The organism is Chlamydiota bacterium (genome assembly GCA_016178055.1).
GTDB lineage: Bacteria > Auribacterota > JACPWU01 > JACPWU01 > JACPWU01 > JACOUC01.
Map to the genome: position 1 here is coordinate 1 of JACOUC010000047.1, position 16,325 is coordinate 16,325.

15 protein-coding genes are annotated in these 16,325 nt (G+C 41.4%); 3 read left to right on the forward strand and 12 right to left on the reverse strand.

The genetic code is table 11. The annotated features are described in order from the left end of the window. Positions 1 to 530: 530 nt before the first annotated feature. The 9 genes from mutL to HYS07_07240 form a co-directional block, all read right to left on the reverse strand. The gene (gene mutL, locus HYS07_07200) at positions 531 to 2,315 is read right to left on the reverse strand and encodes a DNA mismatch repair endonuclease MutL (GenBank protein ID MBI1870961.1); all 1,785 of its coding nucleotides are present in this window, start codon (positions 2,313 to 2,315) and stop codon (positions 531 to 533) included. A gap of 3 nt (positions 2,316 to 2,318) precedes the next feature. Then, positions 2,319 to 4,943 (reverse strand): DNA mismatch repair protein MutS, encoded by a 2,625-nt coding sequence (gene mutS / locus HYS07_07205; protein MBI1870962.1) that lies wholly within the window; start codon positions 4,941 to 4,943, stop codon positions 2,319 to 2,321. An 84-nt stretch (positions 4,944 to 5,027) separates the two neighbouring features. Next, positions 5,028 to 6,347 (reverse strand): tRNA (N6-isopentenyl adenosine(37)-C2)-methylthiotransferase MiaB, encoded by a 1,320-nt coding sequence (gene miaB, locus HYS07_07210; protein ID MBI1870963.1) that lies wholly within the window; start codon positions 6,345 to 6,347, stop codon positions 5,028 to 5,030. Positions 6,348 to 6,358: 11 nt separating this feature from the next. Next, positions 6,359 to 6,580: a DUF2283 domain-containing protein gene (locus HYS07_07215; GenBank protein MBI1870964.1), complete on the reverse strand. Its 222-nt coding sequence runs from the start codon at positions 6,578 to 6,580 to the stop codon at positions 6,359 to 6,361. Further along, positions 6,568 to 7,737, reverse strand: a complete 1,170-nt coding sequence (locus HYS07_07220; protein ID MBI1870965.1) for a recombinase family protein — start codon at positions 7,735 to 7,737, stop codon at positions 6,568 to 6,570. Before HYS07_07220 ends, HYS07_07215 begins: the two co-directional genes overlap by 13 nt. After that, positions 7,712 to 8,203 carry a recombinase family protein gene (locus HYS07_07225; protein MBI1870966.1) on the reverse strand — a complete coding sequence of 164 codons (492 nt, stop codon included), beginning with the start codon at positions 8,201 to 8,203 and terminating at the stop codon, positions 7,712 to 7,714. The genes HYS07_07220 and HYS07_07225 overlap by 26 nt, the downstream gene beginning before the upstream one ends. After that, a complete protein-coding gene (locus tag HYS07_07230; protein MBI1870967.1) occupies positions 8,204 to 9,004 on the reverse strand; it encodes a hypothetical protein in 801 nt (266 codons plus the stop codon). A gap of 602 nt (positions 9,005 to 9,606) precedes the next feature. After that, positions 9,607 to 10,656: a Fic family protein gene (locus HYS07_07235; GenBank protein ID MBI1870968.1), complete on the reverse strand. Its 1,050-nt coding sequence runs from the start codon at positions 10,654 to 10,656 to the stop codon at positions 9,607 to 9,609. A gap of 58 nt (positions 10,657 to 10,714) precedes the next feature. Further along, positions 10,715 to 11,023 (reverse strand): RDD family protein, encoded by a 309-nt coding sequence (locus HYS07_07240; protein MBI1870969.1) that lies wholly within the window; start codon positions 11,021 to 11,023, stop codon positions 10,715 to 10,717. 1,120 nt (positions 11,024 to 12,143) lie between these two features. On the opposite strand from HYS07_07240, the gene HYS07_07245 reads away from it, so the two are divergent. Beyond that, positions 12,144 to 12,476, forward strand: coding sequence for a hypothetical protein (locus tag HYS07_07245; GenBank protein ID MBI1870970.1), 333 nt, complete (start codon positions 12,144 to 12,146; stop codon positions 12,474 to 12,476). Between the two features lie 544 nt (positions 12,477 to 13,020). On the opposite strand, the gene HYS07_07250 is transcribed toward HYS07_07245, so the two are convergent. From HYS07_07250 to def, 3 genes are read right to left on the reverse strand one after another with little or no spacing between them, the layout of a single operon-like run. Next, a complete protein-coding gene (locus HYS07_07250) occupies positions 13,021 to 13,959 on the reverse strand; it encodes a methionyl-tRNA formyltransferase (GenBank protein ID MBI1870971.1) in 939 nt (312 codons plus the stop codon). Between the two features lie 46 nt (positions 13,960 to 14,005). After that, positions 14,006 to 14,806, reverse strand: coding sequence for a DUF1189 family protein (locus tag HYS07_07255; protein MBI1870972.1), 801 nt, complete (start codon positions 14,804 to 14,806; stop codon positions 14,006 to 14,008). Further along, the gene (def, locus tag HYS07_07260; GenBank protein ID MBI1870973.1) at positions 14,806 to 15,354 is read right to left on the reverse strand and encodes a peptide deformylase; all 549 of its coding nucleotides are present in this window, start codon (positions 15,352 to 15,354) and stop codon (positions 14,806 to 14,808) included. The genes HYS07_07255 and def overlap by 1 nt, the downstream gene beginning before the upstream one ends. A gap of 133 nt (positions 15,355 to 15,487) precedes the next feature. On the opposite strand from def, the gene HYS07_07265 reads away from it, so the two are divergent. Then, positions 15,488 to 15,808: a nucleotidyltransferase domain-containing protein gene (locus HYS07_07265; GenBank protein MBI1870974.1), complete on the forward strand. Its 321-nt coding sequence runs from the start codon at positions 15,488 to 15,490 to the stop codon at positions 15,806 to 15,808. Further along, entirely contained in the window at positions 15,798 to 16,193 is a 396-nt protein-coding gene (locus tag HYS07_07270; GenBank protein MBI1870975.1) for a nucleotidyltransferase substrate binding protein, read from the forward strand. The genes HYS07_07265 and HYS07_07270 overlap by 11 nt, the downstream gene beginning before the upstream one ends. The last annotated feature ends 132 nt before the right edge of the window (positions 16,194 to 16,325 follow it).

A 16,325-nucleotide genomic window follows, 5' to 3' on the forward strand; every position in this document is an offset into this window, starting at 1 on the left:
GCAGGTGTTTCGCTCCAAGTCCAACTTTTTATTTTAATGCTAAAAATATTCACGTTTTTTGTGAATATTTTTAGGAATAACCTGGACAACCCTATGACTGATCCAGGATTCTATTTGCACCATTAGATTAATATTTAACCCAGATTTTGCAATAGACGCGAGAACTCAAGAGCAAGAGCTTGAGCCAGATTGGCCTGAAGACAAGGTCCCCGCAGGGGGAAACTTAAGGCATACATTGACAGATGTCTGTCGAGCCTTTCTGAAGGCCAAGGTGGCCAAGATCTTGCGTCGAATTCCGCGGCCTATTGCAAATTCTGGGTTTAACCCTGTTTGGTTCTGGCTTGTCCACGTTATGCTTAAGCGGAAGAGGTAATATTCTATGAATCATCCCACCACCTGATGCAAAGCTGTCCTTCTTTTGGACAGCTTGAACATTGAATGAAGACCGATGTCCCCTCTCGGATGGTGCATCAGATGGTGGGTACATAAGCTTCAAAATATCGCGATTTTTTGAAGCAGTCAAGCAAAAATTATTTTCTTTTAAACATCTTCGCTAAATCATCTGCCGTCAACTGAATGAGGGTGGGTCGACCATGGGGACAGGTATAGGGGAGTTCCAGAGACAGGAGATCTTCGATCAAACGCTCAATTTCCTGAGAACTCATTGAATCATGAGCCTTGACCGCACTCTTACAGGCCCTCAAGATGATTCGCTCTTCCAATCGATGCTCACCGTAAGCAGGGGTTTTTCGAAAAGTTTTTAAATCATCAAGAAGATCTAAAATGAGCCCTTTTAATTCATGGGTTTGACAATAGGCCGGAACTTGATTCACCAAAATAGAATTTTCTCCAAACTCTTCCAAACCAAATCCCAACTCCCTCAAAGTCTCTTGATATTCCAACATCACAGAGTGATCCTCTTTTGAAAGTTCAAAAGTTGCTGGAATCAAGAGCGGCTGAACCTCAAGCTTATGATTCTTCCAATCCTTTAAATATCGCTCATAGAGAACCCGTTCATGAGCCGCATGTTGATCCACAAGAGAAAATCGGTCTGGCCACTGAATCACCCAATAAAGGGAGTCCAGACATCCTAAAACCCTAAAGGCATGAGAGCGTTCAAGATCATCGGGAAAGGTCTGAATCTGAAAAGTTGAGGCATGGACTCCCTCTTTCTGAGGGTCCAAGCTAGAAGAAAAAATCTTCTCATGATTTTGAAAAATGGGTTTGCTTCCATAGGAAGGCCTTGAAGAAACACTTGGGCGCTGAAGAAAATCTGAAACGGCATCCCTTACCTTTTCAGGCCACACAGTAGAATTGGGTGAGCCAGAAGCAAAGCCCTCAGATAAAGCCCGGCGCACAGCTTCTCTCAAAGAATCCTGAACCCAACTAGATCGATGAAATCTGATTTCCCGCTTGGCTGGATGAATATTAATATCTACTGCTCCTGGATCTAATTCTAAAAAAATGAACCCGACAGGATGACGTCCCTCGGGAACCAAAGAATGAAAAGCCGCTTCTAAGCCATAACCCAAAGCGAGTGCCTTCACCGGTCGCCGATTTACAAAGAAAAATTGATGGGATCTATTGGCCCGTGACATTTTTGGATGGGCTAAAAATCCTCGGATCTGAATCGATGGATCCTCAAAAGCTACTTTAATCCAATCCTCTCCTAACCCCTCATAAAGCTCTTTAATTCTTGAAAGCAAATCATGGGTATGATTTAAATCCATCAGAATTTTTCCGTCAGCCTCCAATCGAAAGCCGATCTCTGGGCGAGCCAGTGCATGATGCGCTACAGTCTCAAAAATATGATTCACTTCAGTCGAAGCACTTTTCAAAAACTTTAATCGAGCCGGTGTATTCCAGAAAAGGTCTCTCACTTCGACTGTTGTCCCCACCGAAGCTCCTGCCTCTTCCAAATGAAGAATTTGTCCGCCTTCTGAACGCAGTCGATGGCCCATACCCGCATCTCGTGTTGAACTGACGATATCCAGTTTTGAAACGGCAGCAATGCTGTAAAGGGCTTCACCTCGAAATCCTAAACTTGTAATCGCCTCGATATCTTCCACCGTCCCAATTTTACTGGTCGTATGACGGTGAATGGCAATTTTTAAATCCTCTTGATCCATTCCGCAACCATCATCAGTAATCCGTATCAACAACCTCCCTGCCCCCTTAATTTGAAGATCAATCCGCTTGGCTCCCGCATCCAGTGCATTTTCCAAAAGCTCTTTCACAACGGAGAAAGGTCGCTCAACCACCTCACCAGCAGCAATTCTTTTGGCCACCTCTTCTGGCAAACGATGAATTTTCATATCTCACACTTTCAAAAATTTTTCCTTTAATTCTTTCAATTTAAGCAAAGCATCCACGGGTGTTAATCGATCCAAATCTAAAATTTTCAGTGCCTCTACTAAACCTGACCGCGGGTCAAAAAGAGTGAGTTGACGCGGGGCGTCTTCCAATCCTTTCTCCAAAAAGGGCCCTTTAGGTAATTCTTCCAAACGAATGGTCCCCTCCTCTAAACAGGATAAAATATCCTTGGCCCGTTCAATCACCGCTTTAGGAAGCCCTGCTAACCTCGCCACATGAATCCCATAACTTTTATCCGCCCCCCCACGAACAATCTTTCGAACAAAAATAATTTTGTCGTTCCATTCCCGAACCATCACATTATAATTTTTGACTCCCGGAAGGGTCATCTCCAAATCCGTCAACTCGTGATAGTGTGTGGCAAATAAGGTTCTCGCCTTTACATCCGGATCTTGATGAAGATATTCCGCCACCGACCATGCAATGGAAATTCCATCAAACGTGCTCGTCCCTCGCCCAATCTCATCCAAAATAACGAGGCTCTTAGGCGTTGCATGATGCAGAATATTAGCGGTCTCATTCATCTCAACCATAAAAGTACTTTGCCCTCTGGCCAATTCATCATTCGCCCCAATCCTTGTAAAAATCTGATCGACAAGACCGATTGATGCCTTTTGAGCAGGGACAAAACTCCCCATTTGGGCCATGAGAACAATCAAAGCCACCTGACGTAAATAAGTGGATTTACCCGCCATATTAGGCCCTGTAATCATCAAAATTTGGTTTTCATGCCCGTCTAACAAAGTGTCATTGGCGACAAAACCTTCTCCCACAGAAATCTGTTCTATCACGGGATGGCGTCCCTCCTCAATTTCAATGACATCTGAATCATTCACTTGAGGCCAGACATAATCATTCTTGAGCGCCACCAAAGCAAGAGAAGTGAGGGTATCTAAAGTTGCAACCGCTTGAGCCATTTTTTGAATAGAAGCGGTATAGCTTTTCACCTCATCCCGAATTTTAATAAAAATTTCATACTCTAATGCTTCGCTCTTACCTTGAGCTCCTAAAATTTTCTCCTCATAATGCTTTAACTCTTCTGTAATAAACCGCTCTGCATTCGCCAAGGTCTGTTTACGAATATAATCCAAGGGAACTTGAGGAAGATTGGGAGAACTCACCTCAATATAATAACCGAATACACGATTGTACCCAACTTTAAGCGATTTAATCCCTGTTCGCTCGATTTCCTTTTTCTGGAGTTGAGTGACCCAATCCTTTCCGCTTCTGGCAATATCCCGCAACTCATCAAGAGCCAAATCATAGCCATGACGAATCATTCCTCCTTCTCTTAACCCTAACGGGGCATGATCTTCAATCGCCTTTTCAATCAATTCTTTTAAAGGACTTAAATCCACCAAATCCTCTCGAAGAGACGACAGAATCTCGCAGTGAAAAAGATTCAACTGGGCTTTTAAAGTGGGCATGATCTCTAAAGAAATTCGAAGACTTACCAAATCTCTTGCATTGGCAAAGTCACAGTGAATCCGACTCAAAAGTCGTTCCAAATCCCTGATATCCCCCAAAATTTCACGTAATTTTCCAAGTTCTACTCCCCATTCAAATAATTCTCCCACCCCTTCTTGTCTGCGATAAATCTCATGAAGATCAAGCAAAGGATGTGTGATCCAATGTTGAAGTAAACGGCTTCCCATGGCTGTACGTGTTTGATCCAAAACCCATAACAGAGTTCCTTTATTGCCTTCCATGGGATGAAGTGAATCCAAAAGTTCCATGTTTCGAAGTGTAATTTTGTCAAGTCTCAACGCATCGGTTCTCTGATAGGAAAGAAGTTGAGTAATATGAGTGGCTGAATTTCCAAGCGTTTCCTTCACATAATTCAAAATAAGACCTGAGGCCATCACACCCCAGGTCAAATCCCGACAGCCAAAACCATCCAGGGACTGGATATGAAAGTGCTCTTTTAAAAGATTTTGGCAAGTTTCAAAATCATATTTCCAATCCTCAATCGCAGTCACCATCACCCGAGGGAGTTCACGAGATAAAAATAGAGATAAATCTTGTTCAAAACTCTTGGGGATCAAACATTCGCTTAAAGACTGACGAGCCAGCTCCCGCATTAATTCTTCCTTTGAAGTAAGCTCTGTAACTTTAAACTCTCCTGTCGTCACATCCATTAAACTCAAACCAAATTGATCTCCCTTGCCCGTAATGGAAGCCAGAAAATTGTTTCTCTTATCCGCCACGACCCCTGTTTCTAAAACCGTTCCTGGCGTAATGGTGCGAATCACTTCTCGTTTGACGATCCCACGGGCCTGGGCGGGATCTTCCATTTGTTCACAGATAGAAACTTTTAAACCTGCCGATAAAAGCTTTGCAATATAGGATTCTGCAGCATGAAAGGGAATGCCGCACATGGGAGCTTTTTTCCCTTTTCCTGCTTCACGGGAGGTAAGAGCGATATTTAAAATTTGAGAAGCCTTCTGGGCATCCTCAAAAAACATTTCATAAAAATCTCCTAATCTGAAAAAGAGAACCCCATCAGGATGAGACTCTTTAACCTGTCGATACTGCTGCATCATCGGGGTAAGTGTTCCGTCCATATTCATTACCTGTTGCTCGTTACCTGTTACCGGTTGGCCCCGGTTTTCTGTTTTTGTTTCAGCCTCGAGCTTCCAGCTTCGAGCCTCTAGCTATTTTTTTATCTTTCCGTACAACGCGTAAGCGGTCACTTTTTCAATACAAATCGGAAGAACGGATCCAATAGAGGAAGGTTTTCCATCAAAGAAAACCATCCGATTATCACGGGAGCGCCCAAAAAAAAGGGCCTTATTCTTTTTATCAGGGGCTTCCACCAAAACGTCGATCGTCTTTCCCAAAAAACTCTGGTTTTTCTGATATGAAATTTCATCCTGGAGTTTAAGAAGCGTTTGATGTCGATCTTCTTTCACCTCTTCGGGAACTTGATCGGGCATCTCGACGGCTGGGGTCTGAGATCGTCTTGAATATTTAAAAATAAACGCCCCATCAAAAGCAATTTCCTTAAAAGCTCGACACGTTTCCATAAAATCTTCATCGGTCTCACCCGGAAAACCGACAATGGCATCGGTTGAGATCGATACGCCGGGAATGCGTTCTCTTGCCTTCAAAACCTTTTCAAAATAACCTTCCCGCGTATATCCCCTTTTCATCAATCCAAGAATGCGATTAGAACCCGCCTGAAGAGGAAAATGAAGCGCTTCACAAACCTTATCTAACCTTCCCATGGCATGTATCAATTCATCACGAATATCTACAGGATGTGACGTTGTAAAACGAATACGCTCTAGCCCTTCAACCTCATTCAAAATCTCTAAAAGTTTAGGAAAATGAATTCCCCTTCCCAAATCTCGTCCGTAAGAATTAATATTCTGACCTAAAAGAGTGACTTCTTTAAATCCATCATTCACCAACTGCTCGACCTCTTTCAAAATATCTTCCGGAGATCGGCTAACCTCCTTTCCCCTCACACGAGGGACAATGCAAAAGGTACAGGAGTGATTACATCCCCTCATCACCGAAAGCCAAGCCGTTACCCCCTTCTTACGATTTTTGGGAATCTCAGAGGTCATCACCCAACGAGGATTCTCAACCTGCATTTGTCTTCTCTTCCCCTGAAAGACCTCATCAATCATTTTAGGAAGATGAATAATATCATTGGGACCACAAACCAGATCTAGGGCAGGAATTTTTTTGAATAATTCATCCTTCATATTTTGGGCCATACAACCGCAAATGCCTAAAACAAGATCTTCTTTTTTCCTCTTCAGCTTCGATAAAATTCCTGCCTTCCCAATCACTTTTTGCTCTGCCAAATCACGCACACTGCACGCATTCAGAAGAATAATATCCGCTTCATCTTCGGCTGCAGGCACCAACTGATGTTCAAGAAGCAGGCCTTCAATCGCTTCAGAATCATAAACATTCATCTGACAGCCATAGGTTTTAACATAAAATGTTTTTGGATTCATCATGATGAAAATCCTTATGCCGCTTTTAAACCCTGCAATGTTCTAACCCGAAAACCAATAATCGTAAGACCCACCACCTCTTTTTTTTTCTCATCGTAGCGGACGATAACACCCTCTCCAATATCAACTCCTACAGCTGGACGCGGCCTTCCAATAGAAATATAAAGAACATCTGCTTCCTCATCGTAATCCCAATTTAAATTTGACTTTCCCTCAAGAATTTTTAATGCTTCCATAGAATTTTTCTCCTTTTTGAAGGTGAATTTGACAAATAGGCCGTTAAAATAAAACCATCCTCGCGAGTCAATTCTTTATAAGCAACAACAAGATATTTTTTAGTGAAGGGTTCCAAGGGTTCCATTGAGTAATATTTTAAAGCCAAAATTTCGCCAAAGTCTCCTTGTTGAATTAAATTAGGATTCACTATTGTTTCTTCGATCTCTTTCTTGTTTGGATCATAGCCTTCTAAAAACTCCTCTACCCTGTCCAGATAGTCCTTTGACCGCTCCCTCTCAATCTCTCTAACATCTTGTAATGCAATGAGTTTCTTCAATTCTTCTTCCTCCTGTCTTAGGCCTTCGTTTTTCTGCTTATATAGTTCTTCACTCAGCAAATTTTCCAAATAGGCGTCAGTTAATTTTGATTGTTTTTTAAGATTATTTTCAAGCCTATTTTTGACCTTCAAGAGGTCAGTTTTTGCGTTTTCTGCAAAGACGGGAAAATTTGCGGCGGTCACGTTCATCCATCGGCTCGTTTTTAGCTTGTCATTTTTAAGAAGTGTCTCTAATATCGCTGCTACTTCTGACTCTATTTCTTGCCCCTTCACACTCTTGTTTTTACACTTGATAAAGCTTCTGTAAGGCCCGACGCAACGATACCATCTCTTTTTAACGCCGGTACGGTGATTAGAAATAGACGAAATGCCTAAATATTTATGATTACATTTTGCACAATAAAGCAGGCCTGAAAACGGATAGTCGTTTACCTTCTTCCTTCGCTCAACCCTTCGTGCTTTGAGCTTCTCTTGCACAAGCTCAAAATCTTCTTCTGGAATAATAGGCTGATGTCTACCTTGCGAGATTATAACTTTTTCAGGTGGGTTCTTTATGTAGCGATAGCCTTTCTTCGTCTTCTGCGTTTTGTCGTAATAATGGGCGTTCCAAACAAGCTTACCTGTATAAATTTTATTTTTTAGGATATCGCCAATTAGCTTAGTACTAAATATATTGCCCTTTCTATTTCTGTATCCTTTACGAGTAAGATACTCGGTAATACTACGAATGCTCTTATCGCAAAGAAACATGGTATAAATGAGTTTAACGACTTTCGTTTCTTCCTCATCTATCTCTAAAAGTTTTTTCTCTTTGTTATACGTATAACCCATAAGGAGCATATCGAGCGCCCTGCCAATTGCCTCGCTGAACACCTTTAACCATACCGGGAAATACTCTCTCAGCAATTCTATTCCTCTCAAACTCTGCAAAACTCCCCAACTGCTGAAATATAAGCTTTCCCGCTGATGTTGTAGTATCAAACGGTTCTGTTGCTGACTTAAAACCAACGCCGGAAGACAATAGTTCATCTACTAAGTTAAGTAAATCTTTTAAGTTCCTGCTAAATCTATCAATCTTGTATACCAAAACTAAGTCAAACTTTTTCCCTTTTGCGTCTTTAAGAAGCTCTTTCAGGGCAGGGCGCTCGGTAGAATAACCGCTTATGCCGTCGTCTTGATAAACCCTGAATATCTCAAGACCTACGCGTTTAGCGAAAGCTTCAAGATATTCCCTCTGGACCTCAAGAGAATAACCCTCTTTGGCTTGATCTTCTGTGCTAACACGAATGTAAATTGCTACCATCATCTACTCCTCAAATAGCTTATCCAATAATTCGTCGATCTTATTAAAATCAATCTGCGGTTCTGCTTTATAACGTTCTTTATACCATTCGGCTATTTCTTTTAAGAAGTCAGTCTTTGATTTTAAAATATTTACATCTTTTATATTTTTAAAATGCCCCATGAATAATAAAACGGCATAAAAACTATTTTCTATCAAATCGGTAAAGCAACTTTTTAAATATTTATCATCAAAGAAAGGCCCTATTTCACCAAGACCCTTAGAAGCAACAAGTTTGTTTCCAGTATAGCTTACGTGTGCAGCATACTCACAAAACATTTTATATTTCTTTTCTCGTTTCTTATTTATAAGCCCATCTCGCTTATCCAAAATGTCTCGAATTTTCCCGGGGCTATAATTTTTGATTCGTTCTTCATTACCACTATTTTTCCATTCTGCAATTTTATCTTGAATATAAAGGAAATAGTCTAAAAGAAAATACATTTCAATTATGTCTCTCTGTATAGCAAAAGAAATTTGATAATATCCGGATAACATCAAGCGTAAAGAAACAGAAAGAGCATTAAAAAGACGAATGCCCACATATTGAATAGTTAGCTCATCATCGTTTATATTTCTATGGTCTTTTACTAATGAGTAGACTGTATCCATTGCCAGCTCATAGGCTGTAAGACGCCTGTCCAAAATGGCATCGCTTTTTAATAAAATGATAGAATCACTTTTAATCTTTTCTTCTCCCTTAGATAAATTCTTTAACTTATCTGGCAATTCAGGAATAATTATTTGGGGTATTGGATTTTGCATAATTTTTTCTTTCCAGTAAATAAATTTCTAAATCTGCTTTTTAAAAACATAAAAATCGCCCACAAAAAGATTTTTTCTTTTGAATTTTTTGCCCCCAAAGTCTTTATCCGGACCTTCGGCTGGCCTTTTGTTTCGGCTTTACAATGTTCTTTTTTCGTTCTTTAAAATTCAATGAACTAATGCACCGCCCGCTTGGGCGGGCTGCGTTTGTGGTGTTTGCACCCGTTTCGCCTCACTGTCGTTCGGCTTCACTCCACGCTCGCTGGGTCGCTCGCTAAAGCGGTAATGCAAGGGTTCGATTCGGCTTTTCGTGTTTAGCGAATTTTGGGTGGGGGCAAAATTCGCTAAACACTTTGCGTCCTCTTCCTCGCAAAAATCCTAAATAAAAAAGCATGCCCTGAGTGAAGTCGAAGGGTCCTTTTTATATTGCGGCGGCCAAAAAATTTTTAAAAGGTATTTGATTTAAAAATCCTCTTCATCCGTTAGTAACAACTACTCATTCTCCGAGGAATCACCAAAATACTTGGCTATTTCGATAACATATCATTTATTGCCTCTTAAGCGTGTCGCAGTAACATGTCACAGTATGTCACAGTAGAGTGTCACAGTAAAACATAGTGCTTGGTGGGGTCCGTCGGGCTTTTTGCCACGATTTTGACAATCTTTTTTTCAACCAATTCTTCCAAATCCCGTTGAGCCGTGCGCCGGATACAAGAGGCGACAGACTGATATTCATTAACGGAGAGCCTGTCTTTAATAATAAGGTGCTTAACAGCTTTCTCCTGACGCTTACTCAGCCCGATCTTCTTAATCTTTTGAAGCTGGCTGTCCTGCTTAATCAACTGCTCGCCTTTAGCCTGAATCTCAGTCATCTGTGAACGCAAGCCGTCAACGAAATACTCAAGCCACGTGGTCATGTTCATGTTATTCTTGCGGACGGTCTGAATGGCCTGATAATAGTTCGGCCGATCTTTATCGTAATACTCCGAAATGGTAAAGAGCCGTTTAAAATCATAGCCGGTCTTGTAGAGGATAAGCGTTGAAAGGAGCCGGGCTGTTCTGCCGTTACCGTCAATGAACGGATGAATATGTACAAGTTGAAATTGAGCGATACCGGCCACAAGGATAGGAGATGCGTCCTCTGCCTTGTTAATCCACTCTGTAAACTCCCGCATGAGATGCGGAACCTCTAAGGGCGCAGGTGGAGTATAAACTACCTCACGTGTGCGGGAATTAACGACATAGTTTTGAATCTTTCTGTAATTGCCAGGATCTGCGTTTTCACCCCGGACGCCTTTAACCAGAATCTTGTGAACCTCACGGACAATACCTTCTGAAACCGGATCATCCTTACCGAGATATCTCGAAATAAAATCCATTGCCTTCTTGTAATTCAAAAGCTCTTTTTCATCATCACGGCTGACGCCTTTAACCTTTTTGCCTTCCAAGATGCTCTTGGCCTGCTCAAGGCTTAGGGCCGTACCTTCAATGTGCGTGGAATGGTGCGACTCAAGAATAAGCGCCTTTTTCTGCATATCGGCGATCCAGTCATCCTTGAGCTTTACCGCATCCAGAAACCCCCGCACCCGCTCAATCTCTACAAGCGCCTTGTTGATCTTCGGTGTTATGGTATATTCCGAGTTAAATGCCATTTTCTATTTAGTATCCTTTTTATAATGCTTACCATCCGTGGTATACGGATAATTATACTCAAAATAGGATGACCGAATATCTCAAAAATGACTGGGGCAAATTTAGAAATGACCCGTCTAAACGTAATACTTGAATCTTAAGCAATCTCTTTACAAGACTCTGACCTTGCCCAATTCCGCTTTGCAAAATACCTGTATACAGAAAAGTAATAACTAAACCTAACCACAGTCCATTTTCTCCCATTTTGTAGAACATACTCCCTAATGGAAGAGATAAAACAAAACCAAGCGCCCCGAGAAATATCGCATCTAAAGAATCTGAAAATAATCGTATCCAAAAACCTACAACTATTTTCTTTTCATTCATTTTGACCTCCATTATTTCATCCTTAATTCCATAACCAGATTATACACCCTATCTGCTTCTTTAATATCATAGAAGGTCGGCACATCTTGGCCGTAAAAAGAACCAAAAAATCCATACCCGTATTTCCATACATTGATGCCATCATATTCGAACTGCCGAAACGTACTGTCCCAATACCATTTGCCCGATTGACTTATTAACGCTTGAAATCCTATCAATAAATTCAGCCTGAATATTTCGTCCCATTGCTTCTGTCAGCACAATAACCCTCTTATCGGTTATGGGTTGATGGCATAATAAGTTTTCTTCTTTTTAAAATTTTTCCATAAAAACCGCCCAAAGATAAAATATAAACCCATTAAAACAAAAGGTATGCCGAATAAAGCAAAAAATACAGGGGCGCCTTCACCTGAACAGATGACATGTCTGGAATTGATCGGACCGACTCAAAGACGGTGCTGAGTGGGTCTAAGATTCGGCTTCCCCGCTTGCAGCTCAATATAAAGCTGCAAGCGGGGGCGGACTCGACCGAGCAAAAATCAAATACCTTTTAGAAATTTTTTGGCCGCCGCAATATAAAAAGGACCCTTCGACTTCACTCAGGGCATGCTTTTTTATTTAGGATTTTTGCGAGGAAGAGGACGCAAAGTGTTTGGCGAATTTTGCCCCCACCCAAAATTCGCCAAACACGAAAAGCCGAATCGAACCCTTGCATTAGCGCTTTAGCGAGCGGCCCAGCGAGCGTGGAGTGAAGCGGAACGACAGTGAGGCGAACGGTACATACACCACAAACGCAGCCCGCCCAAGCGGGCGGTGCATTAGTTCATTGAATTTTAAAGAACGAAAAAAGAACATTGTAAAGCCGAAACAAAAGGCCAGCCATAGGTTTTAACATAAAATGTTTTTGGATTCATGAACACGGCCCAGAACTATTTATCTCTGTTTTATCCGCTATTTATGGCACAGTTCTTGCCCCTTGCCAAGGGCAATTTTATAAGCTTTAGGTGTAAGTAATTGAAAACTCATCTTGTAGCTCTTTTTGATCTCCATCAGGTAGAGAGAGGTCCCAGCTATGGTATAATGGATTTGGTAGAAAATACAGTGGGTAAAGGAGGCTTTTATGAGGAAAATCTTATTGGCTTTTACGTTTTTGTTCTCAACTTTGGTATTAGCATTTCCACCTCAACTACTGGCTTATCATGACGACTATTACTACGATCCCTACTACGACCCCTATGACTATTACTATTATCCTCACCACCACCATGGGGTTTATAGCACAGGCTCTTACTTTAACCCATATGCAGCCTACTCAGGAGCCCATGAGTATGGGGGAGGAGAACATGTGCCGACGGGAAGTGTCGCAAGTCCCTACGTCCACGGACTCCATCATGGTTATCACTACAGTCCAGAACAAGGGTGGCATTTAGGAACACATGAGGGACATGAATAAAAATCAAAATCCAAAAATCAAACATCAAAATGACAATGTAAAACTTAAAATGTCTCCCTCTTCACGCAACAGATGCAATTTGAGTCGATGAAGTAGGCTGACTTGCTTTTTTAAGGCGGATCATCTTCGCTTTTCTTTTTAAGCGGGCTTTTGTTTTCTTGCGTTTAATGCGCCGATTGTACTGACGTCCCATATATTTTCTCCTTAATTTACGCTAAGAAACTAGCAGATTCGAAAAATACACACAAGGTTATTCATCCCCCCACCTATTCTACCCATGGCCATGGAGCCATTTTGAAAGTCAGTGTCTCGGATAAAGAGTATTTTGAAATGTAATGGTAAAAGACGGAATAGGTGGGGGGATCAATCTCTCACTCTCTACTCTTCCCAATCTTTGCCCAATATCCACCGCCAGATCCTCCCGCCTGAAAAGTTTTTTTCTGATTGATAAGCTGAAGTGAAGAACCCATTTTTAGCTTGGGTTTCTCATCAGATTTCGTAGCTAGACTTCGACGAATTTCAGTCCCCTTTTTTCTTCAATGCGTCAAGTCCCAAATTTTGCCCCAACCGGTAGTGAATGCCCCCTTAAAAATTCTTGAGCGTTCATCCGACGAGATCCTTCCATTTGGACTTTCTCAAGCCACAAAGTCCCATCAGCAGTGGCAACAAAAAAACCCTTGGAATCTGTTCCCAGAACTTTTCCAGGCTCCTCTGCAATATGTGCTTCAACTCGCGCTTTAAAAATTCTTAATTCTAAACGTTTCCCACGCCACTCAAAATAAGTAAAAGCGACAGGCCAAGGAATTAATCCACGCACCTGATTGAAAATGATATGGGCGGGTATATTCCAATCAATTTCTCCCGCTGATTTACTCAATTTAGGAGCGAGGCTTGCTTTTCCATGATCTTGAGGAATCCGCGGAGCTTTTTTATCCAAAACATTTTGAACAGTCTCCTGAAGAAGTTGAATTCCAGTGGGAATCATTCTTTCAAAAAGAACCTGGGCATCTTCATCAGGAAGAATTGAAATTTTCCTTTGGAGAATGATATCTCCGGCATCCATCTCCTTTGTAAGATAAAAGGTTGTCCATCCTGTTTCCGTTTCACCCTTCATCACCGCCCATTGAACAGGGGTTGCTCCTCGATACTTTGGAAGAAGGGACGAATGCAAATTGACGCAGCCTAAAGGGGGAATTTTTAAAACTTCTTCTGTTAAAAAACCTCCATAGGCTACCACGACAATCAAATCTGGGGCGATCTGTCTCAATCGTTCAACAAAAAATTGATCTCTCATTTTAAGAGGCTGTAAAACTTCAATCCCCTCTTTCTCGGCAATAACTTTCACAGGAGAAGGCGTCACCTGAAGCCCCCTGCCTCGTGGACGATCCGGCTGGGTTACGGCCACCTCAACGGGAAAATGAGAAAGAAGCCCTTCCAGGCACTGTGCCGCCACCTGAGGCGTCCCCATAAAAATGATTTTCATTAAAAATCCTCGAGTCAACGACAGCTTTGTTTTTTCTCCTTACTTCCTACTCTCTACTCCCTACTGCATTCTTAACGCATGCCCTCAAAGCACCCACAAGGAAAAAAATATAGAGAGCATCGCCCACCAGAAGAGACCAGGAATTAACGTCTGCTAAAGCACTGATAAAAAATGAAAAGAGAAGGACAGGCGTAAATGACACTAAAGCAATTGAAAAACAAGATTTCCAGGAAAGACTTTTTTTTAGAACCCGAAGACAAACAAATCCTACCGTTCCCCAAAAAACCGCTTCAAGCCCCTTAGAAAGGGTCAATTGTAAAAAAAGAATCACACCCAAAAAAAGAGGTAAAACCCAGAGAAAGAAATCTCTTGTCTGAATCAAAGTAAAAGGCGAAACGGTTAAAGAAAAATCTTTGGGGTATAAAAGTTCCCGGACCTTTCCTCCCCCTTTAATCCACAAACGATCTTTTTTGAGAATCAAGGCACTGGAATAAAGAGAGCTATCAACCTTTTCTTCTAAATCAATCGCAAAAGTAAATTTCTTATCATCAGAGTCATAAACAAATAATTTTTGAGGATGATCCGTTTTGCGATGAATCGTATCAATCAAAGTCACTCCCCCTTCTTCAATTCTAAAAGAAGGAAGTTTGCGGACCGCCCAATCCGTCCATTCTGTCACTTGAAGGATCAAAAGAGGAAGCTGAACCCACAGAGCTAAAAACGACAACAGAGTTGCACATCCTAAAAAATAAGAAAAATTTTCTTTGAGGGATCGCTTGAGAAAGGACGGATAGAAATGAAGATCGTAACATGATTTTTGGAAGGTCAAGAAAAAGGAATTAAACATCACAGTAGACTTTCTGTCTTCTCAAGAATACGCTGGGGTTTTTGACCCGATGCAAAGTCCTTTTCAAAACGCCTCAGCTTTCCTGCCATCAAAGAACGTTCAACGGAACTCAAACGATCAATGAAGAAAATACCATCTAAATGATCCACTTCATGCTGAAGCGCTCGAGCCATCAAACCATCCGCTTCTAGCTCAAAAGATTTACCCTTAACGTCAAAACCCTCTACCCGCACATGGCTCGGACGAGTTACAGCCGCAGAAATACCAGGAATAGAAAGACACCCTTCCGTTCCCTTGGAAGAACGCCCGCTCATCTCAAGTTGAGGATTGATGACCACCAAACGAGTTTGAGGCCCTGCTTTTAAATCAATCACTAAAACACGCTCAGAAATTCCAATTTGAGGAGCAGCAAATCCCACGCCCCCTTCAAGTTCCATCGTCTCAAACATATCTTCAACCAATTGCCTTAAATGACGATCGAACGTTTTCACTTCTTGGGACTTACGGCGTAAAATAGGATTAGGGTAAAAGCAAATTTCTCTTGTCATAAAAACATTTTATCATAATTCGTCTAGCAGGCACTAGTTTAAACGTCTGACCTTGTGGTATAGATCCTTCTCAAAACAATCGTCGTAGACAAAAGAGACCCATTTGATATATTGATTGCAGTGAGGGTAAGAAATGGCAAAAAAAGGGTTTCCTGAGACTCAGCATAGAGGAAAAGAAATTATAAATCGTGTCTGCCATATACTCTTAAAGTATCTGGCCATAAAGAAAATTATTCTCTTTGGATCCAGAGGGAAAGGAACGGCTCATCTCGGATCTGATTTTGATTTTGCTGTCGACACAACAAAGCCGGGTTCCCCCGTTGAAATGAAAATAATGGAGGAAATAGAAGAAGTGGCCGGCCTCCATCAGGTGGATATTATTTACTTAAGAGATGTAGAGAAGGATTTCAAAAAAATTGTGTTAAAAACAGGTCGTGTGATCTATGAAAGATGAACTTAAATACGCGATTAGTAAATTTGGGAAAGCTGTTACACGATTGAAAGAAGGAGCCCGCCGATCCAGAGATGATCTTGATAAGGACGGAGTCATTCAACGGTTTGAATTCACATTCGAACTGCTTTGGAAAAGTTTGAAAATGTTTCTCGAAGATCAGGGAATACTATGTAAAACGCCTAAAGAATGTCTTCAAGCTTCATATCGTGTTCAAATGATCCAGGATGAGCAAATCTTTTTGAATATGCTTGTGGATAGAAATAAAACTTCCCATATCTACGACAATGAAGAATCAGAAAAGATTTTTCAGAAAATACGTGACAGCTATATTCCAGTCCTTGATCATGTCCTAGCAAAACTAGAATCTTCCCTAAAAAATTCGTAGCAATTCTCCTCTCAACGTACTTGTGCCTTGAGAAACGCATCACATACTCGTCTCGCGAATATGGGCAAAGCGTGCAATCAAGTTGTAACCATCACTCAAGTGTTCAAGATAGGTTTTAACCGGAGGAATTCT